Annotated in this window: 23 protein-coding genes; 6 read left to right on the top strand and 17 right to left on the bottom strand. The window is 38.2% G+C overall.

Annotation, left to right across the window (positions count from 1 at the left end; translation table 11 throughout):
• Positions 1-3: 3 nt before the first annotated feature.
• The 10 genes from sufU to BN1068_RS06660 form a co-directional block, all read right to left on the bottom strand.
• Positions 4-432: a Fe-S cluster assembly sulfur transfer protein SufU gene (sufU, locus tag BN1068_RS06700; protein ID WP_077602049.1), complete on the bottom strand. Its 429-nt coding sequence runs from the start codon at positions 430-432 to the stop codon at positions 4-6.
• Positions 419-1,642 carry a cysteine desulfurase gene (locus BN1068_RS06695; protein ID WP_077602048.1) on the bottom strand — a complete coding sequence of 408 codons (1,224 nt, stop codon included), beginning with the start codon at positions 1,640-1,642 and terminating at the stop codon, positions 419-421. Before BN1068_RS06695 ends, sufU begins: the two co-directional genes overlap by 14 nt.
• Entirely contained in the window at positions 1,642-2,952 is a 1,311-nt protein-coding gene (gene sufD, locus BN1068_RS06690; RefSeq protein WP_077602047.1) for a Fe-S cluster assembly protein SufD, read from the bottom strand. Before sufD ends, BN1068_RS06695 begins: the two co-directional genes overlap by 1 nt.
• A gap of 17 nt (positions 2,953-2,969) precedes the next feature.
• A complete protein-coding gene (sufC, locus tag BN1068_RS06685) occupies positions 2,970-3,758 on the bottom strand; it encodes a Fe-S cluster assembly ATPase SufC (protein WP_077602046.1) in 789 nt (262 codons plus the stop codon).
• 350 nt (positions 3,759-4,108) lie between these two features.
• Positions 4,109-4,261, bottom strand: a complete 153-nt coding sequence (locus BN1068_RS23590) for a YuzK family famiily protein (RefSeq protein ID WP_175637096.1) — start codon at positions 4,259-4,261, stop codon at positions 4,109-4,111.
• Between the two features lie 256 nt (positions 4,262-4,517).
• Entirely contained in the window at positions 4,518-4,838 is a 321-nt protein-coding gene (locus BN1068_RS06680; protein WP_077602045.1) for a thioredoxin family protein, read from the bottom strand.
• 110 nt (positions 4,839-4,948) lie between these two features.
• On the bottom strand, positions 4,949-5,308 hold the full coding sequence (locus tag BN1068_RS06675) for a toprim domain-containing protein (protein ID WP_397334313.1): 360 nt from the start codon (positions 5,306-5,308) through the stop codon (positions 4,949-4,951).
• A 170-nt stretch (positions 5,309-5,478) separates the two neighbouring features.
• Complete coding sequence (gene gcvH, locus BN1068_RS06670; protein WP_077602043.1) at positions 5,479-5,859, bottom strand: glycine cleavage system protein GcvH; 381 nt, start codon at positions 5,857-5,859, stop codon at positions 5,479-5,481.
• 142 nt (positions 5,860-6,001) lie between these two features.
• The gene (locus BN1068_RS06665; RefSeq protein ID WP_077602042.1) at positions 6,002-6,358 is read right to left on the bottom strand and encodes an arsenate reductase family protein; all 357 of its coding nucleotides are present in this window, start codon (positions 6,356-6,358) and stop codon (positions 6,002-6,004) included.
• 17 nt (positions 6,359-6,375) lie between these two features.
• Positions 6,376-6,852, bottom strand: a complete 477-nt coding sequence (locus tag BN1068_RS06660; RefSeq protein ID WP_077602041.1) for a DinB family protein — start codon at positions 6,850-6,852, stop codon at positions 6,376-6,378.
• Positions 6,853-7,325: 473 nt separating this feature from the next.
• Here BN1068_RS06660 and BN1068_RS06655 point away from each other — a divergent pair, with 473 nt between their 5' ends.
• Positions 7,326-8,120, top strand: a complete 795-nt coding sequence (locus BN1068_RS06655) for an ion transporter (RefSeq protein ID WP_077602040.1) — start codon at positions 7,326-7,328, stop codon at positions 8,118-8,120.
• A gap of 136 nt (positions 8,121-8,256) precedes the next feature.
• On the opposite strand, the gene BN1068_RS06650 is transcribed toward BN1068_RS06655, so the two are convergent.
• The 3 genes from BN1068_RS06650 to BN1068_RS06640 form a co-directional block, all read right to left on the bottom strand.
• Positions 8,257-10,041, bottom strand: coding sequence for an acyl-CoA dehydrogenase family protein (locus tag BN1068_RS06650; RefSeq protein WP_077602039.1), 1,785 nt, complete (start codon positions 10,039-10,041; stop codon positions 8,257-8,259).
• A gap of 24 nt (positions 10,042-10,065) precedes the next feature.
• On the bottom strand, positions 10,066-11,241 hold the full coding sequence (locus BN1068_RS06645; RefSeq protein WP_077602038.1) for an acetyl-CoA C-acetyltransferase: 1,176 nt from the start codon (positions 11,239-11,241) through the stop codon (positions 10,066-10,068).
• Positions 11,242-11,330: 89 nt separating this feature from the next.
• Positions 11,331-13,724, bottom strand: coding sequence for a 3-hydroxyacyl-CoA dehydrogenase/enoyl-CoA hydratase family protein (locus BN1068_RS06640; protein WP_077602037.1), 2,394 nt, complete (start codon positions 13,722-13,724; stop codon positions 11,331-11,333).
• 457 nt (positions 13,725-14,181) lie between these two features.
• Between BN1068_RS06640 and BN1068_RS06635 the strand changes: the two genes are divergently transcribed.
• From BN1068_RS06635 to BN1068_RS06620, 4 genes are all read left to right on the top strand, one after another.
• Entirely contained in the window at positions 14,182-14,931 is a 750-nt protein-coding gene (locus tag BN1068_RS06635; protein WP_077602036.1) for a metal ABC transporter ATP-binding protein, read from the top strand.
• Positions 14,932-14,952: 21 nt separating this feature from the next.
• Positions 14,953-15,777 (top strand): metal ABC transporter permease, encoded by an 825-nt coding sequence (locus BN1068_RS06630; protein ID WP_077602035.1) that lies wholly within the window; start codon positions 14,953-14,955, stop codon positions 15,775-15,777.
• 14 nt (positions 15,778-15,791) lie between these two features.
• Positions 15,792-16,205: a Fur family transcriptional regulator gene (locus BN1068_RS06625; protein WP_077602034.1), complete on the top strand. Its 414-nt coding sequence runs from the start codon at positions 15,792-15,794 to the stop codon at positions 16,203-16,205.
• A 219-nt stretch (positions 16,206-16,424) separates the two neighbouring features.
• Entirely contained in the window at positions 16,425-16,880 is a 456-nt protein-coding gene (locus tag BN1068_RS06620; protein ID WP_077602033.1) for an SH3 domain-containing protein, read from the top strand.
• Between the two features lie 120 nt (positions 16,881-17,000).
• Here BN1068_RS06620 and BN1068_RS06615 read toward each other — a convergent pair whose 3' ends face one another.
• The 3 genes from BN1068_RS06615 to BN1068_RS06605 all read right to left on the bottom strand — a co-directional run bounded on the left by BN1068_RS06615 (position 17,001) and on the right by BN1068_RS06605 (position 21,467).
• Positions 17,001-17,807, bottom strand: coding sequence for a VLRF1 family aeRF1-type release factor (locus BN1068_RS06615; RefSeq protein WP_077602032.1), 807 nt, complete (start codon positions 17,805-17,807; stop codon positions 17,001-17,003).
• A gap of 206 nt (positions 17,808-18,013) precedes the next feature.
• Entirely contained in the window at positions 18,014-19,333 is a 1,320-nt protein-coding gene (locus BN1068_RS06610; RefSeq protein ID WP_077602031.1) for a hemolysin family protein, read from the bottom strand.
• Positions 19,334-20,012: 679 nt separating this feature from the next.
• Positions 20,013-21,467, bottom strand: coding sequence for a C40 family peptidase (locus BN1068_RS06605; protein WP_077602030.1), 1,455 nt, complete (start codon positions 21,465-21,467; stop codon positions 20,013-20,015).
• Positions 21,468-21,887: 420 nt separating this feature from the next.
• Here BN1068_RS06605 and BN1068_RS06600 point away from each other — a divergent pair, with 420 nt between their 5' ends.
• On the top strand, positions 21,888-22,895 hold the full coding sequence (locus BN1068_RS06600) for an aromatic acid exporter family protein (RefSeq protein WP_077602029.1): 1,008 nt from the start codon (positions 21,888-21,890) through the stop codon (positions 22,893-22,895).
• Positions 22,896-23,092: 197 nt separating this feature from the next.
• Here BN1068_RS06600 and BN1068_RS06595 read toward each other — a convergent pair whose 3' ends face one another.
• Complete coding sequence (locus tag BN1068_RS06595; RefSeq protein ID WP_077602028.1) at positions 23,093-24,241, bottom strand: Rpn family recombination-promoting nuclease/putative transposase; 1,149 nt, start codon at positions 24,239-24,241, stop codon at positions 23,093-23,095.
• Positions 24,242-24,626: the final 385 nt, after the last annotated feature.

Raw genomic sequence — 24,626 nt, 5'->3', positions numbered from 1 at the left:
GTCTTATTCCTCGTGCACTCCCTTTTCCATCGCTTTCCATGCAAGTGTTGCACATTTAATCCGGGCGGGAAATTGGGAAACTCCCTGAAGTGCCTCAATGTCGCCCATATCCTCTGAATCGATGTCTTCTCCTAACATCATTTTGGAGAACATTTCTGACATTTTTAGTGCCGTTTCTACTTCCAGTCCCTTAATCGCCTGTGTCATCATGGATGCGGATGCCATACTGATGGAACATCCTTCTCCCTGAAACTTCGCATCCTTTACAATCCCATTCTGGATGTCTAACTGTAATTGAATACGGTCACCGCAGGTCGGATTATTCATATCCACTGTCACAGAATCCTTTTCCAGTGTTCCTTTGTTGCGCGGATTTTTATAATGATCCATAATAACTTGTCTATAAAGTGTATCGAGGTTATTCAAAGCCATTCCCAAAATACTCCTTTGTTTTTAACAGCCCTGCAACTAAAAGATCAATATCCTCTTTCGTATTATAGAGATAGAAACTGGCTCTGGCGGTTGCAACCACATCTAACCATTTCATTAAAGGCTGTGCACAATGGTGACCGGCCCGGACAGCGATTCCTTCCGCATCAAGAACTGTTGCAGTATCATGCGGATGTACGTCATCAAGATTAAAGGTCACCAGCCCTGCCCGTTTCCGAGGTCCATAAATCTGAATACCATCGATTGTTTGCATTTGTTCCAGCGCATAGGCTGCCAGCTCTGTCTCATGAGCCAGTATTTCATCCTGCCCGACTTCATTTAGAAAGTCGATTGCTGCTGCAAGCCCAATTGCTCCAGCAATAATAGGTGTACCGCCTTCAAATTTCCAAGGCAGCTCCTTCCAAGTAGAATCATATAGATTCACAAAATCAATCATTTCTCCGCCAAATTCAATCGGCTCCATACTTTCCAGAAGCTCTTCCTTGCCATAAAGAGCACCGATACCAGTCGGGCCACACATTTTATGACCGGAAAAAGCATAAAAATCACAATCTATATCCTGCACATCCACCTTAATGTGCGGTGCTCCCTGCGCTCCATCTACAACCATAACAGCTTGATGCTGATGAGCAATTTCTGTGATTTCTTTTATTGGATTAATCGTTCCAAGAACGTTGGAAACATGTGCCATTGCAACGATTTTTGTCTTTTCATTCACTGTATTCTTAACATCATCAAGTGAAACTGTGCCGTCTTCCTGTAATGGCAAATACACTAAACGGGCTCCAGTTACTTTTGCAACCTGTTGCCAAGGAATCAAATTACTGTGATGCTCCATTGGCGTGATTACTATTTCATCATCCGGCCCAACATTGGCCCTTGCGTAGCTTGATGCTACCAGATTCAGTCCGGCTGTTGTACCCCGGTTAAAGATAATTTCTTTTGTGCTCTTCGCATTAATAAATTCCCGAACCTTTTCACGTGCTCCTTCATACTGATCAGTTGCTCTTGATCCGAGTGTATGCACCCCGCGGTGAACGTTGGAATTATTATATCTATAATAATCACTCACCGCTTCGATAACCTGAACCGGTTTTTGTGAGGTTGCAGAAGAATCCAAATATACTAAGGGATGTCCGTTTACTTCCTGTTGAAGAATTGGAAATTGTTCTTTAATGGCTTTTATATCCATTAATAAACTTTCCTTTCAATCACTTGTGTTAATTGCTTACGTACAGACTCAATTGGAAGCTGAGCAACCACTGGAGCTAAGAAACCGTGAATTACTAAACGTTCTGCTTCTTCCTGCTCAAGCCCTCTGCTCATAAGGTAATACATCTGTAATGGATCAACACGTCCTACAGAAGCTGCGTGACCTGCTGTTACGTCATCTTCATCAATAAGAAGGATCGGATTGGCATCTCCACGAGATTTTTCACTTAGCATTAATACGCGAGATTCCTGCTCAGAGTTTGATTTCGTACCGCCATGCTCAATTTTACCGATGGCGTTAAAAATAGTCGTTGCTGCGCCTTTCATAACACCGCGTTGTAAAATATACGCATCCGTCTGTTTTCCAAACTGGCGGATACTTGATGTGAAGTTCTGTGTTTGTTTTCCGCGTCCGACAGAAACAGCTTTCGCTTCTGAATTTGAATTATCGCCTAACAGGTAAGTGATATTTTCAGAAACTGTATTTCCGTCATTCATTTGGCCAAGTGCCCAGTTGATTTGTGCATCACGCTGAGCTACTCCACGGCGGTTTACATATGTTGTCGTACCTGCCGCAAAGTTATCTACTGCACCATATGCAACCTGTGCGTTATCATGAGCAAATACTTCTGTTACCAGATTGGCAACAGTTTCTTCTGTATCATTATGAGAAATATAGTTTTCTACATAAGTGACAGAGCTTCCTTCTTCTGCTACAACAAGTACATGATTTAGCAGGGCACTGTCCGTATCTTCCTGCCAGAAGATTGCCTGGAGCGGATCTTCTATTTGTACATTCTTAGGAACATAAACAAATATCCCGCCGTTCATAAGTGCAGCATGCAGTGCTGTCAAACGGTTCTGATCAACGGCAACTGCATCATTCATATAATATTTTTCTACTAAATCGCTGTGCTCATTCATTGCTGTGAAAATATCTGTGAAAATAACACCTTTATCCTGAAGTTCCTGAGAAAGACTGTTATATGCCGCAGTTTGATTTCGCTGAATATATAAGTTCTCCATGCTGGCATCTTCAGCAAAGTATGCTTTCAGCTCTTCAGGCAGTTCATTAAGGGAAGCAATGGCAGCTGCTTCTTTATAAGAATGCTGGAAGTCTGTAAAATTCCAGTTTGATATTTTTGTTTTATCCGGTTTTGGCATGTCTAATGAATCAGCCATTTCCAAAGCTTTGGAACGAAGCGTAGTCATCCAGCCCGGTTCATTGCGGTCTTTGGAAAATGCTTGAATATATTCTTGATTGAATGGAAGCTTGGTTTCTACAGTCATGATTACCCCTCCTTACATTACGCGTTTTGTTCTGCAGTTTCTTCGTCTTCAATTCCTAATTCTTCTTTAATCCACTCATAGCCTTCTGCTTCAAGGCGTTTTGCAAGCTCAGGTCCGCCTGATTTCACAACACGGCCCTGCATCATTACGTGAACAAAGTCAGGTGTAATGTAGTTTAATAGACGTTGGTAGTGCGTAATAATTAAGCATCCAAAGTTATCGGAACGCATTTTGTTGATCCCTTTTGATACTACTTTCAATGCGTCGATATCAAGTCCAGAATCAATTTCATCAAGAATAGCGATATCTGGCTTTAATTGCATTAATTGCAGAATTTCGTTACGTTTTTTCTCTCCGCCGGAGAAGCCTTCATTCAAGTAACGTGTTGCCATATTCTGATCTATATCAAGATAGTCTAAATCTTTGTCAAGTTCTTTGATAAACTTCATCAATGGAATTTCATCGCCTTCTTCACGTTTTGCATTGATGGCAGAACGAAGGAAGTCAGAAGTTGTTACACCGCTAATTTCACTTGGGTATTGCATTGCTAAAAATAGACCGGCACGGGCACGTTCGTCTACTTCCATTTCTAATACATCTTCCCCGTCAAGTGTGATTGTTCCCTCTGTTACTTCATATTTAGGATGCCCCATGATTGCAGATGCCAATGTGGATTTACCTGTACCGTTTGGTCCCATGATTGCATGGAATTCTCCACCCTTAACTGTTAGGTCTACCCCTTTTAATATCTCTTTGTCTTCAATGGATACATGAAGATTCTTAATTTCTAATACTGAGCCTGACATAAATCATACCTCCAAAACTTTATTTTAAATGAAATGAATAATATATTCATTCTCAATTTATTCTCATTACAATCTTAAAGCATTTCAAATTAATTCGCAACTGTTATTGTCCGTCTATAAGATGCGTTAAAATATACCGTTAAAGGAGTATTAAAAAAACCTTTTTCAGCCTGTTTGCGAAAATTTCTGCTCCTTTTATTTTTCCTCTGAAAACTGAAAAATAGATAACTCTCTTCAGTAAAAACATACCAACAAATTTCTACTGTATTTCACGAGTTTTCCGGCTGTTTTCAATAGCTCTCTTCATATAAAAAAGCTGATGCCCTTTGACACCAACTTTTTTATTATCTTTATTTCAAACGTCTGAGCTCTACTCCTGATGAGATCATTTTCGCGTTTTGATATTCTTTTTCTCTTTGTTCTTCCACTTTTAATTTCTTTTCCAGACTTCTGTCATATTCTTGATAATTGACACCTCTTGATTGTCCAATAGCTTTTTCCATTTCCGAAGTGTAGCTTAAACCATTCTCAGTGGTAATAATAAATCATCCTTTCGGTTTGTTTAACACAATAAATATGCTAACACAGGTATGATTCCCGCACAAAACGGATTTAAACTTATATTTTCGGATAATTTATGATAATCGTTCCTCATGAATAGCTAAAGTCTTATATTCTTAATATTCTTCTAAAATGCTCGTTATTATGAGCTGATTAGCGTCAGAACAAGGATACTTTCATAGTTATCGGTCATAAACTTTAGTTATTTAATGCTGTGAACAGCTCTGGTTTATACTTTATTAAATACTGATAAATATTTGCTGTCGATTTAAATGTGTATACTTTCTCCACAGCTTCACCGTCTTCCATAAAAACCAGACATGGAACACTTTCTATTTTGTGCTGCTGCATAAACTCCGGATGTATGGAAGCATTCATTTCTGAAAAGATATCCTCCTCGTGCATTCTTTCCACATTCTCAAGCATTGCCCGTGCTACCGTACATGTCCCGCAAAATGGTGTATAAATATATAATATGAGCCGATGATGACTTACTTCTGCTTCATTAAACTGTTTCAAGTTGATTCCCCTCAATCTTTCTTCTCTTCATAAATATCAGAAGAAATATTAACCCTTGCAATCATTTCCTTGATGAATAAAATGCATTTTTATTTTAACGCGTAAACTTATTATTTTGCAAGATAATTAAGGTCTATTCCGATTCGCTTGCCGGCAAGAATACTTGCCAATGTCTTCATTGGAGTAGCAGCAACTTCTCTGAATTCGCTGCTTACATAAATATGCTCTGCATGCGGCAATTCCCTTCCCAGCTGCTTCCGAAGTTTCATTCCTGATTCATCCTCGTCCACAAGAATAAATACATCCGTTTCATCTAAATGATAATATTCCAACAGCTCTTCAAATCTTTCTACGCCTATGGTTCCATTTGTACAAACAATGGTGATGGTATTATCGTCAAGAATTTTTTCAATATGTTTTTTATCAGATAACCCTTCAACGATTATAACTTTACTGTAATCATCTTCCATCATCGTCTTGCACTCCTTATCGCAACTAATATGCTTTTTCTATATTATATGAAAAGAAAAGAGCTAACTATACACGATTGTGGAAAAGTCAGCTCTTTTCACCCTTTTTTAGAGCCCTTTTGAAAATTTCAGATGAAGATTCTCTGGAATAGGCGCGTAAGGTAATTATATTATTCTTCTATAAATTCCTGGTATGCTTCTGCATCTAATAATTCATTTACATCCGTATCATCCTCAACTTCAATAACGATCATCCATGCTTTTTCGTATGGTGATTCATTTACAAGCTCAGGGCTGTCTTCCAGCTCTTCATTTACTTCTACAACTTTTCCGCTCACAGGAGCATACAGCTCAGATACCGTTTTAACTGATTCTACACTGCCAAACGGTTCATCAAGCTCTAAAGAATCGCCGACTTCCGGTAACTCCACAAAGACAATATCTCCAAGCTCATCCTGTGCGAAGTCTGTAATTCCAATACGAACTTTTCCATCTTCTTTCTTTACCCATTCATGTTCTTTTGAATATAAATAATCCTCTGGCAAGCTCATTTCGTATCCCTCCAAAATCATCATTATTTCGCTTTAATCACGTGTTCAAAAAGGGCCCGAATCAGAAGCAAGAAGGTCAAGGGGTCTTTTTGAACATCTTCTTTTACTATACATTGAAGCGGGTTTAAATTCTAGCCCTACCTTACTTCCAAACAGATTCATAGGTTTCTTCATTAAAACCGGCAGTTACTTTCTTTCCATCTGTCAGGATTGGTCTTTTTATTAACATACCGTCGGAAGCTAAAATTTCCGCCATTTCCTGAGGCGATAAATCATTTATTTTTTCCTTTAAATGAAGCTCACGATACTTTTTACCACTTGTATTAAAAAATTTCTTTGCCGGTAAATCGCTTGATTCCATCAGGGCCAGTATCTGTTTTTCACTTGGAGGCTCCTCTACAATATGAATTGCTTTATAATCAATTTGATTTTCATCCAGCCATTTTTTCGCATTTCGGCAGGTACCACACTTGGGGTACCAGTAAAAAGATAATGTCATTTGTATTCCTCCGTTCTTTACTGCTGATCCTCTTTTGTCGGTCCCATAACTCCAGGCACCTTCAGACCAGCTTGTCTAAGTAAAACGGTCATTTGACCGCGGTGATGAATCTGGTGACTGACGAGCATTCGTAAAATACTTCCCTTTGGTGCAGGTCCGCCAAAATCACCGGTTTCATTTACTAAAGCTTCATCTGACAGTTGTTCTTTTGCTTTCTTTATAACACGTTTTGAAATGTCCTCATATGCTTCGAGAATTTCATTTGCTTTTACCGGAATTTCATCAGGATCATAAGGAGAATCCAGATTAACGCCTACTAAGCTCATGAAGAATACAGGACTGTTCACTAAATGCCACCCTAACCAGCCGAGACTATTGTGTCCTTCTTCAATAGATTGATCCAGTTTTTCATCTTCTAAGGCTTCTAATACCGCCTTGGTCCCGTCAGCAGACTGTGACCATTCTGTTAAAAAATCATTTAATTTTCGATACATGTTAATCCCTCCTGTAATATTGTTTCTTTTTTTATTAGCGTACCATGAAACTTCCGCTTTAATCCAATATATTGAATCAATTTGCAGCATATAGTAAACGCAGTTAGAAGTGACAAAACGAAGAAGTCTTCGTACAATAATAATTGTGAAGAAAAAGACCTTTTAAAGTGTATTCAAAAAGTGCCTAAATGACTGCTCTTTCATCTAAGTGTGCTCTTGATCCATTTACGCAGTATAGTGAGGTAACAAGGAAATAAATATATTTATTTCCTTGTTACCTCACTATACTGCTACCTTTCAGCTCGGCTGAAAGGCGTGTGAATGGTAATTCACACGAATGGATCAAATTCGTATTTCAGCACATCATATGAGCAAGGATGCACTTATAGCTACTTTTTGAACACACTCTTTTAAATTGCAATCGATTTATTTAATGAAACAGATGAGCTCTTAAGGGAAAGGAAATATCCATCATGATAAAGAATGCTTTTCAAGCCAAATGCGCTGCAATTGCGGAGAATAAAACATTTACGAATACGATTATCGGATTAATTATCTTTAATGCCATCATTGTAGGTTTTGAAACATACCCTGCTGTTACCAATCAATTCGCCTCTATCATCTACTGGATGGATACACTATTATTAATCATATTTACAATTGAAATTATTATTAGATTAATAGGGAGTCCTTCTCTTATTGCTTTTTTTAAGAATCCATGGAATGTATTTGATTTAATTATTATATCGGCCAGTATCATATTCCTTGGCTCAAGTTACATAATGGTATTACGTATCTTAAGAGTCCTTCGGGTATTAAGAGCGATATCGATTATCCCGTCCTTAAGAAAGATGGTTAATGCGTTACTGTTAACTATTCCTTCCATGGGAACAATCATGATTCTTTTAGGGCTGTTCTTCTATGTCTATGGAGTCATTGGTACAACGCTTTTCAGTTCCATTTCCCCTGAATACTTTGGCTCTTTACATCGCACCCTGCTCACCTTATTTCAGGTGATTACATTAGAATCATGGGCAAGTGGTGTAATGTATCCTGTTTTAGAACAAGATCCCTCCTCCTGGTGGTATTTTGTAACCTTTATTTTAATTGGTGCATTCGTTATTGTTAATTTATTTGTAGGTGTTGTAGTAAATAATGTAGAGGAAGCCAGCCGGGAAGAAACACCTCCACCAACAGACAAAAAACTTGAAGAAATGAATCTGGAATTAAAAGAAATTAAAGCATTATTAAAAGATAAATCAGAGTGATAAGACAAATCTCAACTTACTCTCAGCAGTTTTTTTGAATTTTCTCTATAAACGAGAGTGTACAGCATCTTAACCCTTTGAACGAAAGCAATCAAAAAAAGAGGCAAATCAGCCTCTTTTTTTGCACTATCTTTTATCAGACAATATATTTTTCTTCCTCAATAATTTTTGCGGCAATTTCTCGTTTCTTTTTAACTGTATTGATTGGTGTATGTCTGGTCAGCTTACGCAGAGAGGACAGCATAATACGCAATGTATCTCCTTCTTCTGCTGTAATCAGAATTTCCTTTGCCGCTGCTTCCATCCGGTTAAATGCTTCCTGGACATAGACTTCTGTATACAATAACTTTTGATGCACTTTTTCCGGACCAGCCTTAGCAATGGCTTTTTCTGTACGAAGAATTGCAGACTCCATATTAAATACTTCTGCTGTCATATCAGCTAATTTAATGAGAATTTCTTGCTCGCGGTCTAATTTTTTGCCATATTTCTGTGCTGCTAAACCAGCACCCAGCAGAATCATTTTTTTCGCATTTCTTAATAAATACTTTTCTTGTTCTAAGGCTTCTGTCCCGACTTCCTCCGGCATCATCATCATTAATTCTTCCTGCAGCCCCTGTGCCTTTTCCAACAGCGGCAGTTCACCTTTTAATGCTTTTTTCAGAAGCGTTCCCGGCACGATAAGTCTGTTAATTTCATTGGTTCCTTCGAAAATACGATTAATACGGGAATCGCGGTAAATACGCTCCACTTCATACTCCTGCATAAAACCATATCCGCCGTGCAGCTGAACAGCTTCATCTGCTGCATAATCCAGTAATTCTGTAGCCATATATTTTGTCATGGAGCACTCAATTTGATACTCTGCGATTGCCCGGGCGACTTCGCGGCCATCCTGCAGCTGTTCATCGGTTAATGCACCCATCCGCTGTTCAAATAACCCGACTGTTCGATAAACTGCGCTTTCATTGGCATAGATTTTTGAAGCGATCGTTGCTAATTTTTCCTGTGTCAGAGTGAAGCTTGAAATAGGCGTTTGGAACTGTTTACGTTCGTTCGCATACTTTGCTGCTAATTCCAATGCACGCTTCGACCCTCCGACTCCGCCGACAGCTAATTTATAGCGACCTACGTTCAGGATATTAAAAGCAATCACATGACCTCGGCCCTTTTCACCAAGCAGATTTTCTACAGGAACTTCTGCATCCTCTAATACAAGTGTTCTTGTGGAAGAGCTTTTAATTCCCATTTTCTTTTCTTCCGGTCCTGTAGATACGCCAGGGTAATCCCTTTCAACAATAAAAGCACTGAAATGCTCACCATCAATTTTAGCGTATACGACAAAGACATCCGCAAAAGCTGAGTTGGTAATCCATTGCTTCTCTCCATTTAATATATAATGTGTGCCTGCATCGTTCAATTTTGCTGTTGCTTTTGCTCCAAGTGCATCCGAACCGGAGCTCGGCTCTGTTAATGCGTAAGCAGCAATTAACTCACCAGTAGCTAATTTAGGTAAATATTTTTCCTTTTGGTCTTCATTACCAAAGAAGACAATCGGCAGTGATCCAATTCCAACATGTGCTCCATGGGTAATTGAGAATCCTCCTGCACGGGAAAACTTCTCTGTAATTAAGGAAGAACTGATTTTATCCAGAGCCAGACCGCCATATGCCTCTGGGACATCTGCGCCCAGCAGACCTAATTCTCCTGCTTTTTTGAGCAGTTTCACAGAATGTTCAAATTCGTGATTTTCCAGATTATCAATCTTAGGAACAACTTCTCCCAGTACAAAATCTTCTGTTGTTTTCGCAATCATCTTATGTTCATCTGTAAAATCCTCCGGTGTAATGATATCCTCTCCGGAAATATCCTCAACTAGAAAACCGCCGCCTTTAAATAATCTTTCTTTTGTTTCACTCATTATGATTACCCCTTTTCTGGTAGTTTATAGAAGTTCAAATACTCCGGCAGCTCCCATACCGCCGCCGATACACATCGTTACTATTCCAAATTGCTCGTTTCTCCGCTTCATCTCATGCATTAAGCTGACTGTCAGCTTTGTGCCAGTACAGCCCAGCGGGTGGCCTAACGCAATGGCACCGCCATTTACATTCACCTTATCTATATCTAAATCTAACGCTCTGATAACCCGCAGTGCCTGGGATGCAAAAGCTTCATTTAATTCAAACAATCCAATATCAGATAACTCTAATCCGGCCATTTTTACTGCCTTTGGAATTGCTTCTACCGGACCGACTCCCATAATTTCCGGTGCTACTCCAGCTACCGCAAAGGAACAGAATTTTAAAATTGGTGTTAATCCTTCTGCCTCTGCCTTTTCTTTATCCATTAACAGAACAGAAGCTGCCCCATCACTCATTTGTGAAGCATTCCCGGCAGTAACACTGCCTTTAATATGAAAGGCCGGGCGCAGTGAGCTTAAAACCTCTATATTTGTTCCTGCACGGACGCCCTCATCCATCTCAAAGGAGAAGGATTTTTCTTCAATCTTATTGTTCTTTCCTACAAAACGTTCTTTCACTTCTACAGGAACAATTTCCTCCTTAAACAGACCTTTCTCCATTGCTGCAGCAGCGCGTTCATGACTCTGTACTGCAAAAGCATCCTGATCTGCTCTTGAAATATCAAAACGATTTGCTACTTCCTCTGCCGTATGTCCCATGTTCATATAGTATTCCGGCGCATTTGCAACCAGGGCCGGGTTGGGTTTAATGACATGCCCGCCCATCGGAATCATAGACATCGATTCTGCACCGCCAGCAATAATTGTCTCAGCAGCACCGACCATAATCCGTTCGGCACCATAGGCAATCGTTTGTAATCCTGAAGCACAGTAGCGGTTTACGGTAATTCCCGGTACCTCATGACCTAGCCCGGCCAGACCGGCAATATTACGCGCCATATTCATTCCCTGTTCTGCTTCCGGCATTGCACAGCCAATAATTACATCATCTACCGAACCTTGATAATTACCGGCTCTTTTTAAGGTTTCTTTTACAGTTAAAGCTGCCAGATCATCTGGCCTTACATCCCGTAACGATCCTTTATTTGCTTTTCCCACTGGTGTTCTTGCACCAGCTACAATTACTGCTTCTTTCACGGATGTACCCTCCTTTGAATGCGTGCTCCCTTTAAGTACGTGTTCAAAAAGTTCGGTAAATTGGGCTTTTTGAACATCCTCTTTTGAGATTAATTTCGCAATGGCTTCCCTTTTACCAGCATGTGCTGCATTCTCTGCTGTGTCAGCGGTTCCGCAATAAGGCTTAAGAATGCTTCTCTTTCCAAATCAAGCATCACCTGCTCATCAATCTCTGTACCCTCTTTTATTCTTCCGCCAGATAAAACATAGGCTAATTTTTCAGCAATTTTCAAATCATGCTCCGAAGCATATCCGCCATAGTGCAGCGATTTTGCTCCCATAACCATTGCTGCATAGCCTGCTTCTCCGACAACCGGGATTTTCTCCCTTACAGGCTTCTCATATCCTTCGTTGAATAAAGATAATACACGTTTTTTCGCATCATAGAGAACGTGATCCGGATTTCTGCTGATGCGGTCATTTTTATTCAGATATCCATTTTCCATAGCTTCTTTAGCTGAGGTGGACACTTTGGCCATTGCTACTTTTTCAAAGACATCATTTGCAATCTTCGTTAAATCAATATTTACACCCTCCGGAAGATTTCTAAGCTCTTTTAAATAGAGCTCTTTTGTTCCTCCTCCACCAGGGATAAGCCCGACTCCAAATTCGACCAGACCCATATAGGTTTCTGGTGATGCCTGAATTGCTGCAGCCGGCAGGGATACCTCTGCACCACCGCCTAATGTCATATTAAATGGCGCAGCAACGACCGGTCTGTCGGAATACTTAATATTCATCGTCATATTTTGAAATTGACGGATAACAAGATCTAATTCGAAAATATTATCATCCTGTGCTTCCATCAGCATCATCGCTAAATTAGCACCGACACAGAAATTTTTGCCCTGGTTTCCAATTACAAGACCTTTGTAATTTTTATTTACTTCTTCAATCGATTCATTGACCATCTGAATAATATCCAGTCCGATTGCATTACTTCTTGAATGGAATTCCAGGAGCGCAACGCCATCTCCAATATCAATCAGGCTGGCACCGGTATTTTTTTTGATAACTCCCTTTTGCTCTTTTATTGCTGCTAAGGATATTTCTTTCTTGTTTACTTCCTTTTGTTTATAGCCATCTTCATGGTAAAAGTAACTATCTCCTTTTTCCTGCTTATAGAAGGTTTCATTCCCTTCTTCCAGCATATCAAGTACCCAGCTTGGCACGGCGGTATCTTCATCCTGAATGCGTTCCACAGCAGCACTTACACCAATCGCATCCCATATTTCAAATGGCCCTAATTCCCAGCCGAAGCCCCATTTCATTGCATCATCAATGGAAACAACATCATCTGCAATTTCTCCGACTAAATCAGCAGAATATAATAACACCGGTTTGATAATAGACCAAATAAAATCAGAAGCTTTGTCGCCTTTTTGATTTACAAGCGCTTTCATTTTTCTTTTAACGCCCTTTTCCTGCTTTGCTAATTCTACGGCTGCTGTTTTTAGTTTCTTCCTTTCCTGGTACTCTAAAGTTGACGGATTAATTTCTACAATCGTCCGGTCCTTTTTCTTTTCATAAAATCCTTTTCCGCTTTTCGCCCCAATCCAGCCTTTATCAATCATCTGCTTTAAAAAGTCGGGAACAGTGAAAATCCCTTTCTCTTTTGGATCGGATACATGATGGTATACATTGTTCGCCACATGATAAAATGTATCTATTCCGACTACATCCAACGTCCGGAATGTCGCACTTTTCGGTCTGCCGATCAATGGGCCGGTAATTGAATCTACTTCTCCGACACTTAGACCCTGTTTCTCCATTTCCTGGACAGTCACCAAAAGCCCGTAGGTCCCAATCCTGTTTGCAATAAAGTTTGGTGTGTCCTTTGCTTCTACAACACCCTTCCCTAACACATCTTCTCCAAAGGTTTTCATAAAAGAAAGTACTTCTGTTCTTGTCTTATCAGTCGGAATAACTTCTAATAATTTCAAATAACGCGGCGGATTAAAAAAGTGCGTACCTAAAAAATGCTCCTGCATATCTTCTGAGGAATCTGCAATCATTGCCTCAACAGAAATTCCTGATGTATTAGAGCTTATAATTGCCCCGGTCCTGCGGTGCGCATCCACCTTTTTGAACAGCTCTTTTTTCGCTTCCAGGTTCTCTACAATAACTTCAACAATCCAATCTGCCTCTGATAGAAGCGCTAAATCATCCTCCAAATTAGCAACCTGAATCAGCTCTAAGCTTTTTTTAGAAGTTATTGGCGACGGCTTTTGTTTTAACAGCTTTTTCTTGCTCTCTTCAACAATCCTGTACCTGACCTTTTTATCTTCTAATGTAAATCCCTGCTTCTTTTCTTTGTCTGTCAAGGAATCTGGTACTCTGTCAAACATTGTTACAGATAACCCCGCATTGGCTAAATGCGCGGCAATACCAGAGCCCATTACTCCTGAACCTATTACTGCTGCACGTTTAATGGAATATGTCATTTCACAATCCTCCAGACTTTCTTGAATGAATACTCATTCATTTTTGAGCCAAAAAATAAAGATATTGGCACATCGAATATCTCACATTACTTATACTATAACGGAATATTTATTTTTTTGCAATATTTTTGTAAGGGGTTTCAAAAATGATTTTATTTCATCGGATAAATTAGTAATCAGAACAGACTCACAGCAGCCTCTGAGATATTACATTCCCATCCTGTCACAGATCATTGGTTATTTATTGCAGGGTAGTTCCACTTTTTCTCTCAAACTTTATTGATTTTCAGACTGAATATATTCCTATAAAAACCGGGTTTCTTCTATATTAATATATGTTTTATTTGAGACACTCATAAAAGTCGTAATCATTCCTATTTACAAAAAGCGTCCCTTGCGATATCATAGATAAAGTACTTTTTATTATAATTTATTACCATAAGAATGGAGGAATAAGATGACAACACCTGTTGTGTCCATGTCAAATATTAACTTCCATTATGGATCTCGTAAAGTCTTAGATAATATAAACTTTGAAATTCCCAATGGAGCTTTCATGGGACTAGTTGGTCCAAACGGTGGCGGAAAAACCACTTTAATCCGGCTGATCCTTGGCTTAGAAAAACCGGAAACGGGAGAAATAATGGTTTTTGGACAGCCTATTCAAAAACTAAGGAATAAAGATAGAATCGGCTTTGTCTCACAAAAAGCAAATTCATTTAATAAAGGGTTTCCTGCAACAGTATATGAAGTAGTTGCTTCCGGGCTCACTGCACAGCTTGGTTATTTTAGATTCATATCTAAAAAAGATAAGCAAAAAATTCATGAAGCTATTGCGCAGGTTGGTATGACAGAATATACGAAACAAAATATTGGAAACCTGTCTGGTGGCCAGCAGCAGCGAATCTTTATCGCAAGAGCCTTAGTCAGTGATCCTGAGCTGATCATTTTAGATGAACCGACAGTAGGAATTGACTATGAAAATGTGAAAAGATTTTATGAGCTGCTTTACAAGCTGAACACAGAATACAAAAAAACATTATTGCTGGTAACGCACGATACAGGCACCATGACCCAGTATGCGACAGACATTGTTTGTTTAAATAAAACGATGCATTTTCATGGTAACCCTGATGAGTATGCGTCACTTACGGAAGCAGACTTCTCGCAAATTTACGGTCACCCGGTAAGTCTGGTTACGCATTAATTCATAGTTGGAGGATAGACAATGCTTTTGGATTTTTTAACTTACCCCTTTTTAAGATATACTTTTCTTACAGGTATCTTAATTGGTATAATTGCTCCTTTATTAGGGACTTTTATCGTAGTGAGACGACAGTCATTAATAGCTGATGCCCTCTCACACGTCACTTTAGCTGGAATTTCCTTCGGGTTGATGGCTGAAAAAAAATATGGCTGGGTTATTTCCCCAATATATAGCGGAATGGTGTTTTCTGTGATCGGCTCGATTTTCATTGAAAAGCTGCGTACGGTATATAAAGCCTACCAGGAAATATCAATTCCAATTATTTTATCTGCCGGTGTAGGTCTCAGCGTTATTTTCATCTCTATTGCTGACGGATTTAACACAGATTTATTCAATTATTTGTTTGGATCTGTATCGGCAGTAACTATAAATGATTTTTATGTCATTTCCGGAGTTGCCGCCTTTGTTCTTGTTATTATCTGGCTCTTCTTTAAAGAATTATTTACCATGTCCTTTGATGAAGAACAGGCAACTATCGCCGGACTGCATGTGAAATGGATCAATATGCTGTTTATTATATTAACGGCACTGGTTATAGCTGCTTCTATCCGTATTGTGGGTGTATTACTTGTTTCAGCTTTAATGACCTTGCCGGTAGCAGCAAGTATGCGTATTGCTAAAGGATTTAAACAAATGATTTTCCTGTCAATCCTTTTTGGTGAAATTGCGGTTATATTTGGGATTATCTCAGGTTATTATTTAGACATTCCACCAGGCGGAACAATTGTTATGACATCGTTATTTATATTGTTAGTCGCTATAGGAATTAAAAAAATAAGAAAATAAATGGAGGTTTTTTGATGAATCTTCAAGATGCAATCAATGTATTAAAAGAAAAAGGATATAAAACAACCGGAAAACGTAAGGATATCCTGGAATTCTTTGCTTCCGAGGATGGATACCGGCCTGCAAAGGATTTGATTGTTCATCTGGAAAACAAATATGGTACAATCAGCTTCGACACAATCTATCGTAATCTGCATTTATACCATGATTTAGGTATATTAGAAAAAACAGATTTAGAAGGTGAAAAGCATTTTCGGTTAAGCTGCAGCCATCACCACCATCATCATTTTATTTGTACGGACTGTGGAAAAACAAAAGAAATTGATATCTGCCCAATGGATACAGCCTCTGCAGAACTGACAAATTATGAAATTGATGACCATAAATTTGAGATTTATGGAAGATGCCCTGCTTGCCTGAACGCTTAAGAAATTTGTTTCCAACTGAATAATGATCTTTCAGCTGCAGGATTCGGTTCTATTGCTATCCCGTTTCCAATTCTTAAAGAATTGGAAACGGGATTTTTAATTTATGTCTCCAAATATATCAATTTTATATACTGCAAAAAAAATTGGGGAATTGTGTTTCTTTATATCGAAAAGTTATGTATACTACCTTTAGAACGTTTAAAATAGGAGCAGAGTAATATGCGTAAAAGTAGCAAATTTCAATTATTTTTATTATTTATTGCAGGAATTGTTTTTGTTGTATTTGTTTTCATTATGCAAAGACAATTCAACAATCCTGAGTTCGACTACCAAAATGAAGTCGCAGGAGTAAGTCAGTCCGGACAGGAAGAAGAAACAGAGGATACTGACACAGCTGATGAGGAAGCAGACACAGATGAAGAATCTGAGGAAGAGTCAGAAGAAGCTGGTGAAGGTACTGACAATTCCACTGGGGAGGATTTTCAGGTTACAGCAGATTTATTAAATATCCGCATTGGCCCTAATGCAGATAGTGAGGTTGTAGCAACTTTGGTTACAGGGGACGTTGTTCAAATTGTCGGCGAGCAGGATGAATACGGATGGGTTGAAATTACTTATCAGGATGTCACCGGCTATGCAAATGGCGAATACTTAGAACCTGTTGATGAGGAATAAAGTTATTTCCTAACACACAAAAAAATGGACTGTTTTACTTATTCCTGTAATAAATGAATAAGAAAAGCAGTCCGTTTTTTAGACAATCATCTTACAAGTGGTCTTGCTGCAGGGTTATATTTAATTAAGTACTTTCTCTAAAATTTTACTTTCTCCATGATCCAGCATATTTTTTAAGATGACATCCTCTACATCCTTGTTCATTTCTGTTTCCAGTGTTTTGGAAGCAGGTGCCTCGCCGACAATGAATACCCGTTTCCAGCCCCTGTCTTTTGCCTGCTTATCCAGTTTAGGAGCGATACTTTTATACCAGCGATATTGGTTCGCTTCATAACGATCGCTGAACAAGTCTTTCTGTAGGTTTCCTGAACCTAGTCCTGTTGTGGATCTTCCTTGACGTGGTCCTTGTTTTATTTTCCATGTGTCTTCTTCTACATCTAATTCATATTCAGTTGTATCCTCTACCTGATTTAAATTGGTATCTATTAACTTAACTTGATTTTGCTGAACAAGTATAATACCAGTTCTGGGATATTTCTCTGACAGTGTTTTTAATTGATCTAACACTGGACTTTCCTGCCATTCAAATTCATTGTCCAGTCGCATCTGGACACGCTCGGCAAACCATACCTCTTCATCTGCAGAAGCTACAATAATAACTCCCTTCATAACATTTCTCTCAATATCATCCATAAAATTCTTTACTTTTTTCTTTACTTTTCTGTAATTCGCAAGCTCTTCTTCATTATTTCCTTCTTTTAAATAATGCTCAAAGTTGTTCAATCCATTTTTCAGATGGATTTTCCACTCTCCACCCTGCTGATCCGGATCGCTTAAATCTGTATTCAGGTACATGGTAAATATCTTGTTTGCTCCTGTTCCTCTCACATTCTCTAAGTCTTTTACAATATCTTGAATGTCTTTCATTATATATAAGCCCTCCTCCAAAATCAGTATATATTTAGTGTTTATCCTAAATATTAAGAGTTTAAACTTCAATAACATACAAGATTGGTAATAAAGGATTTTATACAAAAAAACCGAACTTCTTTTGAATCCATTTTACTTTTTGGGATTCAGGTCTGTTCGGTTTTTTTATGTTTTCTATTTTTTATTTACTTTGGAATAAGTTTCTATTCTATCTCAGACTCTTCCTCGGAAATCTTTGTGATTCTCACTCTCTTGATCTGATATCCATCTTTTTCAACAAGAGCAAATTCATACCCTTCAAATTCCATTACAGTTCCAACCTCTGCTTCGAGATTATGGGTAAAGAACCAGCCTCCGATAGTATCTACTTCGTCATCTTCCAAATTAATACCCAGCTTCTGATTAATATCATCCAGGCTGACCCTGCCAGCGACTAAATAAGTAGTATCATTAATCATTTCAAAATCAGCTACTTCATCTTCATCAAATTCATCCCGGATATCTCCAACAATTTCTTCCAGAATATCTTCAACAGTAACTAATCCTGCTGTACCGCCATATTCATCATTTACAATAGCCATATGAATACGTTCCTTTTGCATTTTTAAAAGAAGGTGGCGAATTGGTGTTGCTTCAGACACGTGAATAATGGGGCGGATATAATCTTCAATTGTTGCGGGTTCATTATTGCTCAGCTTTCCAGTAAATACTTCCTTGAGGTTTACCAGACCAATGATATTATCCTTATCTTCATCCGCAACCGGGTAACGGGTAAATTGACCTTTATGAACAATTTCAATATTTTCTTCAAAACTGTCTTCTGTTGAGAAATAAACCATTTCTGTTCTCGGTGTCATAATTTCTCTGGCTACCCGTTCGTCAAATTCAAATATATTATTTACATACATCATCTCAGACTGATTAATTTCACCGCTCTTATAGCTATCAGCTAAAATCAAGCGTAATTCTTCTTCGGTATGCGTCTCTTCATGACCGCGCATCGGCTTTAAACCAACCGCTCTGGTTAACAACCGTGCTGACCCATTCAATAACCAGATAAATGGAAATAAAAGACGATAGAACCAGGTTAACGGCCATGCTACAGCTAACGTTACCTGCTCTGCTTTTTGAATCGCTAATGTCTTTGGAGCAAGCTCCCCGACAACTACGTGCAGGAATGTTGCAAACAGGAATGAAATAAAAATGGAAAATGTCGTAACCAGACCTGCTCCAATATTAAATTCCTCCAGAAGCGGATGCAGCATTCTCTCAAATGTCGGCTCTGCTAAACGCCCAATTCCGAGTGCTGTAATAGTAATTCCCAGCTGACAGGCTGATAAATACTCATCAAGATGGGTAACAATCTTCTTAGCCGCAGCAGCAGACCTTTTCCCTGCAGTAATATGCGGCTCCAGCTGTGTACTTCGGATTTTTACAATAGCAAACTCTGACATAACAAAAAAAGCAGTTAATGCGATTAAAATAGCAACCGCAAATAAATTTATGATGGTCGATATGTCCAATTAAGATCCTTGTGCAACGTTGCACAAGGATTTCACCTCCTGAAAATTTAAAAATTCTTTACTAGATTCACGTTCAAAAAGTATAATGTAACAGACTAATAAGCTCTGCTTCCGCACGCCCATTATTTTGCACTTTTGAACACTCTTTTAAGTTCATTATAAGGATTTCCCTTATAACACTTTTCCCTTCGCACGCCGATGATCCAAATGATCAGGATGCTTGGATATTGCCATATGATTATTATAATTACTGTTCCGCGTTACCTTCCCATCGAATCACCCTTTCTCTTATGCTTATTATAATAGATAAAGGCATAATATGTCTACTTGACTATTAAAGTATACCAGGCAAACCAGCAGCTTCTTTTGTTTAAGGCTCCGGACCCGGAAATGAAGTATCAAAAAAGTGGCTCATCGGTTCTGCCATACACAAAAATACGAATCCGGAACCTGCGAAAAGGAACATTCCTAATTAAAATACTTTTAAAATGATGCATCAAAATGTTTTATTCCTTTTAATTCGGGTATATATAATTATCTATTCCTTATCAAAAAAGATTACTACAGTAATACCAGTATTTTAAAGATGAAACGATAAGGCAATGAAACACCTGTAAAAAATATAAAAAGCCCTCACACGAAGCTTTTCTTCATGTAAGGACTCTTGGTAGCATGATTATTAATGTACACGACGAACTGTTCCGCTGAACTCGCCGCCCCAGTAGCTTCCTGGTGACATATCAGCAACGGCAACTCCTGTGCTGCTTTGGGATCCAATAAACTTATTGTTTCCTAAGTAGATACCAACATGACCATTAGTACCATTTGTATTAAAGAATACTAAATCTCCAGGCTGTTTATCACTTGAATCAACAGCTTTTCCAGTGCCAACTAACGCACCAGTGTAAGACGGGATAGAGTATCCAGCTTGAGCGAATGCCCAAGATACAAATCCAGAGCAGTCAAATCCTGTGCTAGGGCTTTTTCCTCCCCAAACATATTGATTTTGATATGTTTGTCCTTGTGCTGCACTAAGTACTGCACTGATTCCAGACCCTGTTGGCGCAGCTTCTTTTTTTGGTTCTTCTTTTTTCTCAGCTTTTTTTGGAGCTGAAGACTGACCAGATTCACTTGATCCGCTATTAGAACTGGAACCTGATTCAGCTGTAGTGGAAGAATTATCACTATTTCCAGAGTTATTATCTTCGTTATTTGAAGCTGTATCTTCTTCCTGACTTGCAGAAGCTTCTTCTTGTTCAGCAGGTTCATTATTTGATTCATTTTCAGAATTGCCTGCTTCTTCTTCGCTGCTATCTTCGTTTGAACCTACACTGACACTTGCTACTAAAGTTTCCGGTGCCGGAGCAGTGGCAACTTCTAAACGGTCAGCTACATCTTCCTCAATTGCAGCTAAGCGGGAATCTTCAATTTGTAAATCATCAATGAGTGCTGTCAACTCTGTCTCTTTATCTTTTAAAGAAGACTCCTTATCCTCAGCAACATCTTTTTGTTCTGTAATAGTATTATTAATACCTGTTAAATCCGTTTTTAACTGATTTAATTCATCAAGCTTTGACTCAACACTTTCCTGTTTATCAGCCACTTCCTGTTTATCCTCTTCCTGTTGTTCAAGTAAAGCTAAATCAGAATCAGTAATTTTATTCACTGCAGAAACACGTCCTACAAAATCACTGAAATCCTGTGCTCCAAACAATACTTCAAGATAGCTGATATCTCCACCGTTTTGTTGCAGAGATACTGCACGTTCTTTTAAAATCTCCGTACGTTTTTCAATTGCTTCTTCTAGTTCATCAATCTCAGCTTTTAATTCACTGATTTCGTCTTCAGTTGTAGTAATATCTCCTTCTGTTTCATCCAGCTTTTGCTGATTTTTTTCAAGAGCTGAATTCAAATCATCAATTTCCTGCTGTAAGTTTTGTAGATCAACTAGAACATCAGCTACTTCATTTTCCGCATCTGATAGATTAGCTTGTACAGAATCACGATCATCCTGTACTTGAGATTGCCGAGTTTCTAAATCTTCTACTGATTCTGCCTTTACCGGTCCTGAAAAAAATACACTGCTTAAACCTACCACGGAAGCCGCAGTCAATGTCATTACTGTCTTTTTCAACTCATATTCCCCGCTTTCAAATTTTACACCGCAAATCTATTATCTATGTATTTTGTATCGATTATCTGCGATTCTTTTTATTTTTATATTAATATTATTTTCTTCATTTATTTAATAACTTCGTAAATCTTATCATAAGAAAATGTCATACACATTATAGAAATATTACATTTATATTTCAATAACGACAAATCCGTTTAAAAATCGGCATAGATTATACGGCGTTCCCTATCTATCAGCATTTATACTCTAGTAAATTTGTATTGTTTTTTTTATATTTTCCCGAAAAATATACTAGATATATATTTTTTCGTCATTTAATTCACATAAAAATGATACAATACAAAGAAATGAATGAATGAAAAGGTTATAATAGTTTTCTTTCTACAGATTATTACCTGATAAAAAGTAGGGGTTTAAGTGAAGGTACAAACAATTATTGGAAATAGAGTCATTAAAACTGGTATCGCAGTATTTTTCACAGCACTAATTTGTAAATGGTTTGATTTCCCGCCGACATTTGCAGTTATTACTGCTATTGTTACCATTGAACCGACTGTTACAGATTCCATTAAGAAAGGGATTGTGCGTTTTCCGGCCTCGGCAATCGGTGCTGCTTATGCTGTCATATTTCTTGCTCTGTTCGGCAATTCATCTTTCACTTACATGTTGGCAGCAGTGCTGACTATATTTACTTGCTTCCGGCTGAATCTCCATGCCGGATTATTAGTTGCAACCTTAACAGCTATTGCTATGATTGAAGTAGTAGAAGACAGCTATTTTCTAAGCTTTCTTATCCGATTGGCAACTACAACAATTGGATTGTCCGTTTCTACGCTGGTAAATATGTTTGTTTTCCCGCCAAATTATCATCATTCTATCCATAAACAAACAGAATCTATCCGCAAAAAATTAAGTAATCATATGAAACGATGTTACTATGAATTGATTTTCACAAAAATACCCTTAGATCTGGGAATGAATGAAAAAGTAGGCACTGTATATAAAGAGCTTGAAAATGCAGCATTACTCTCTCTCTATCAAAAGAAGGATTTAAAGTACCATCATATTCTGGAGAAGCGCGAAAACGAATTGACCCGCTTAAGAAGGCAGATCCATTATCTGCGCACGATTCAGTATCATGTCACAAATATAGCAGAACAGCCTTCAAAAGAATTGGAATGGAGTTTAGAAAAACAAAAATATGTATTTGAAAATGTATGCTATTTTGCCAATGTGTTATCAGAAAAGCTTGTCTTTGAGGAAGATGAGTGGAAAAATAAACGGACACAGCTTCACCAGATATTTCAAGAAACTTTAAGATCAGCTCAATTGGATAGTCCGGAAAAATTACCAATAGAATTAGTCGCCATTTATGAATTGATTTCTATTGTAGAAATTATAGAAGACTATTTTACGATGGAATAACATATAACTTCTTAAGAAAGGAAGCAAAGCTGATTGAAGACTTTGCTTCTTTTTCTTTTAAATTGCTATATGTTCACGGGGAGCGAAGCAGTTCTTATAAAATAAGGAGACGTGGACGGTTGTTAACAGATGGTCATTACCTCCTTGTTTATCCTTTGAGTACGTTTTAAGCATCCTTTTTATGCTGTATTTAAGAATCAAAATAATTCTTTCATATTCTCTTCTTCAATTTGCAGCTTCAACTTAGCTACTTCTTTATCAGACAGCCCAGTTATGTTCTGGACAAAGGTACTGTCCATCCCTTGTGCAAATAAATTACGCGCAACGACATTACCATAGCGGATAACTATTTTTGCTGCCTCACGGTTGGCAAGCAAAGCCTCTTCCTCTGCTTCCATTTTTTTTATTTTTTCTTCTGCTATTTTTAATTTATGCTGCTCATACTGTCTTTTTAATTTATTGTACTTTTTCTCTGCAAGCTCAGCCCTTTCTTCAGCTGTTTTTCTTTTTTGCTCTAATATTTCTATCTCCTGCAGTAATTGCTGTTCTAATATTTGCGTATGCCGGTCTTTGGTTGCCAATTTTTCTTCCCCTGCACGGCTAATATTTCTCCAGGCTTTCATAGCCTCTTCTAAATCCTTATCAGTCTTTGCAATCTTCTCTAACTCTTTATAAATATCAAGGTGAAAATAATTTTTATGATCATCAACCGCTGCAAGCAGTAATAGCCATCTTGCCAAATAATTCTCTTCCAGATCTAGCTTTCCTTCCTTCCAGCTGCGGATCAGCTTAGGAATTTCCACAAATTGGGTTTCCTGTAAATTGGTTAAAGCAATTTTTTCTTCTTGATTCGACAGCCTGAATACGCTGTGAAATTCATCACTTTCATGGAATAATTCATAATTCATGATGCTGATGGTAATAACTGAATGCTGCCCGTTAAAATCTGAACCGTTTTCAAATTGCCTGCGATATACTTTTGACCAAAAATATAAAGATTGGTTCTCCGGTGCATCTTTATCCGGAAAAAGGATCTCTACATAAATTGATTCTTTATTTTTTGTTTCGACCAGCATTGTTAAATTTGAATTTTTATCTCCTTCTGCTTCCCAATTTTGAAATTTCAGATTCTGAATTTGCGTTCTTTTGAGCTTGATAAAAAAAGCATTTAAAAATGAAATCATAATATTTTTATTACGTTCGTCACCAAAAAGTCTTCTAAAAGCATCATCAGCTTTTAAGTCTATCAGCCGGCTGAACTCTTTTTTAGGAACAGCATTGTTATACACTTCTCCGTTTTCGCATATTTGAGGGAATAATGTTGCTGCTTTCCGGGGATAAATCATGGATACACATCCTTATGTTTTAGTAGAGGACTTACCAAGAAGAGGATCTAAATACAGTTAACCAAACGTACGTTCTTTTGTCAATAAATTTTTTAGAAAAAAAGCGGAGAGCGCCTGCTTAAAAACATTGAAATTGCGCCCCCAGGGTCTTTGGGGATGGTTCGACCCTGGTCGAGTTTCCTTTACTTAGGAGATAAAGGAAACATGCGCCTTTAGGGGAATGCAGACGTTAGGCTTCAACCTGCTTTCAGCCGGCCTTCCCGCACTTTAAACCGATGTTGGCTTATCACAGGACGCTCACGTGTTACCCCCTGGTTTTTGGCGCTCGGAGCTGGTCGCAGCAGTTTTTCTATAAATAGTTATCCACGAGGCAATAATTCTATAA

This window comes from Oceanobacillus sojae (assembly GCF_900162665.1).
Lineage (GTDB): Bacteria > Bacillota > Bacilli > Bacillales > Amphibacillaceae > Oceanobacillus > Oceanobacillus sojae_A.
The sequence above is the reverse complement of the archived record's forward strand: the minus strand, read 5'-3'. Positions and strand labels throughout refer to the sequence as shown.

Coding starts and splice junctions, on each gene's coding strand:
- sufU (WP_077602049.1), bottom strand. CDS start 432: ATGGCTTTGAATAACCTCGATACACTTTATAGACAAGTTATTATGGAT.
- BN1068_RS06695 (WP_077602048.1), bottom strand. CDS start 1,642: ATGGATATAAAAGCCATTAAAGAACAATTTCCAATTCTTCAACAGGAA.
- sufD (WP_077602047.1), bottom strand. CDS start 2,952: ATGACTGTAGAAACCAAGCTTCCATTCAATCAAGAATATATTCAAGCA.
- sufC (WP_077602046.1), bottom strand. CDS start 3,758: ATGTCAGGCTCAGTATTAGAAATTAAGAATCTTCATGTATCCATTGAA.
- BN1068_RS23590 (WP_175637096.1), bottom strand. CDS start 4,261: ATGGAAAAAGCTATTGGACAATCAAGAGGTGTCAATTATCAAGAATAT.
- BN1068_RS06675 (WP_397334313.1), bottom strand. CDS start 5,308: ATGGAAGATGATTACAGTAAAGTTATAATCGTTGAAGGGTTATCTGAT.
- gcvH (WP_077602043.1), bottom strand. CDS start 5,859: ATGAGCTTGCCAGAGGATTATTTATATTCAAAAGAACATGAATGGGTA.
- BN1068_RS06665 (WP_077602042.1), bottom strand. CDS start 6,358: ATGACATTATCTTTTTACTGGTACCCCAAGTGTGGTACCTGCCGAAAT.
- BN1068_RS06660 (WP_077602041.1), bottom strand. CDS start 6,852: ATGTATCGAAAATTAAATGATTTTTTAACAGAATGGTCACAGTCTGCT.
- BN1068_RS06655 (WP_077602040.1), top strand. CDS start 7,326: ATGATAAAGAATGCTTTTCAAGCCAAATGCGCTGCAATTGCGGAGAAT.
- BN1068_RS06650 (WP_077602039.1), bottom strand. CDS start 10,041: ATGAGTGAAACAAAAGAAAGATTATTTAAAGGCGGCGGTTTTCTAGTT.
- BN1068_RS06640 (WP_077602037.1), bottom strand. CDS start 13,724: ATGACATATTCCATTAAACGTGCAGCAGTAATAGGTTCAGGAGTAATG.
- BN1068_RS06635 (WP_077602036.1), top strand. CDS start 14,182: ATGACAACACCTGTTGTGTCCATGTCAAATATTAACTTCCATTATGGA.
- BN1068_RS06630 (WP_077602035.1), top strand. CDS start 14,953: ATGCTTTTGGATTTTTTAACTTACCCCTTTTTAAGATATACTTTTCTT.
- BN1068_RS06625 (WP_077602034.1), top strand. CDS start 15,792: ATGAATCTTCAAGATGCAATCAATGTATTAAAAGAAAAAGGATATAAA.
- BN1068_RS06620 (WP_077602033.1), top strand. CDS start 16,425: ATGCGTAAAAGTAGCAAATTTCAATTATTTTTATTATTTATTGCAGGA.
- BN1068_RS06615 (WP_077602032.1), bottom strand. CDS start 17,807: ATGAAAGACATTCAAGATATTGTAAAAGACTTAGAGAATGTGAGAGGA.
- BN1068_RS06595 (WP_077602028.1), bottom strand. CDS start 24,241: ATGATTTATCCCCGGAAAGCAGCAACATTATTCCCTCAAATATGCGAA.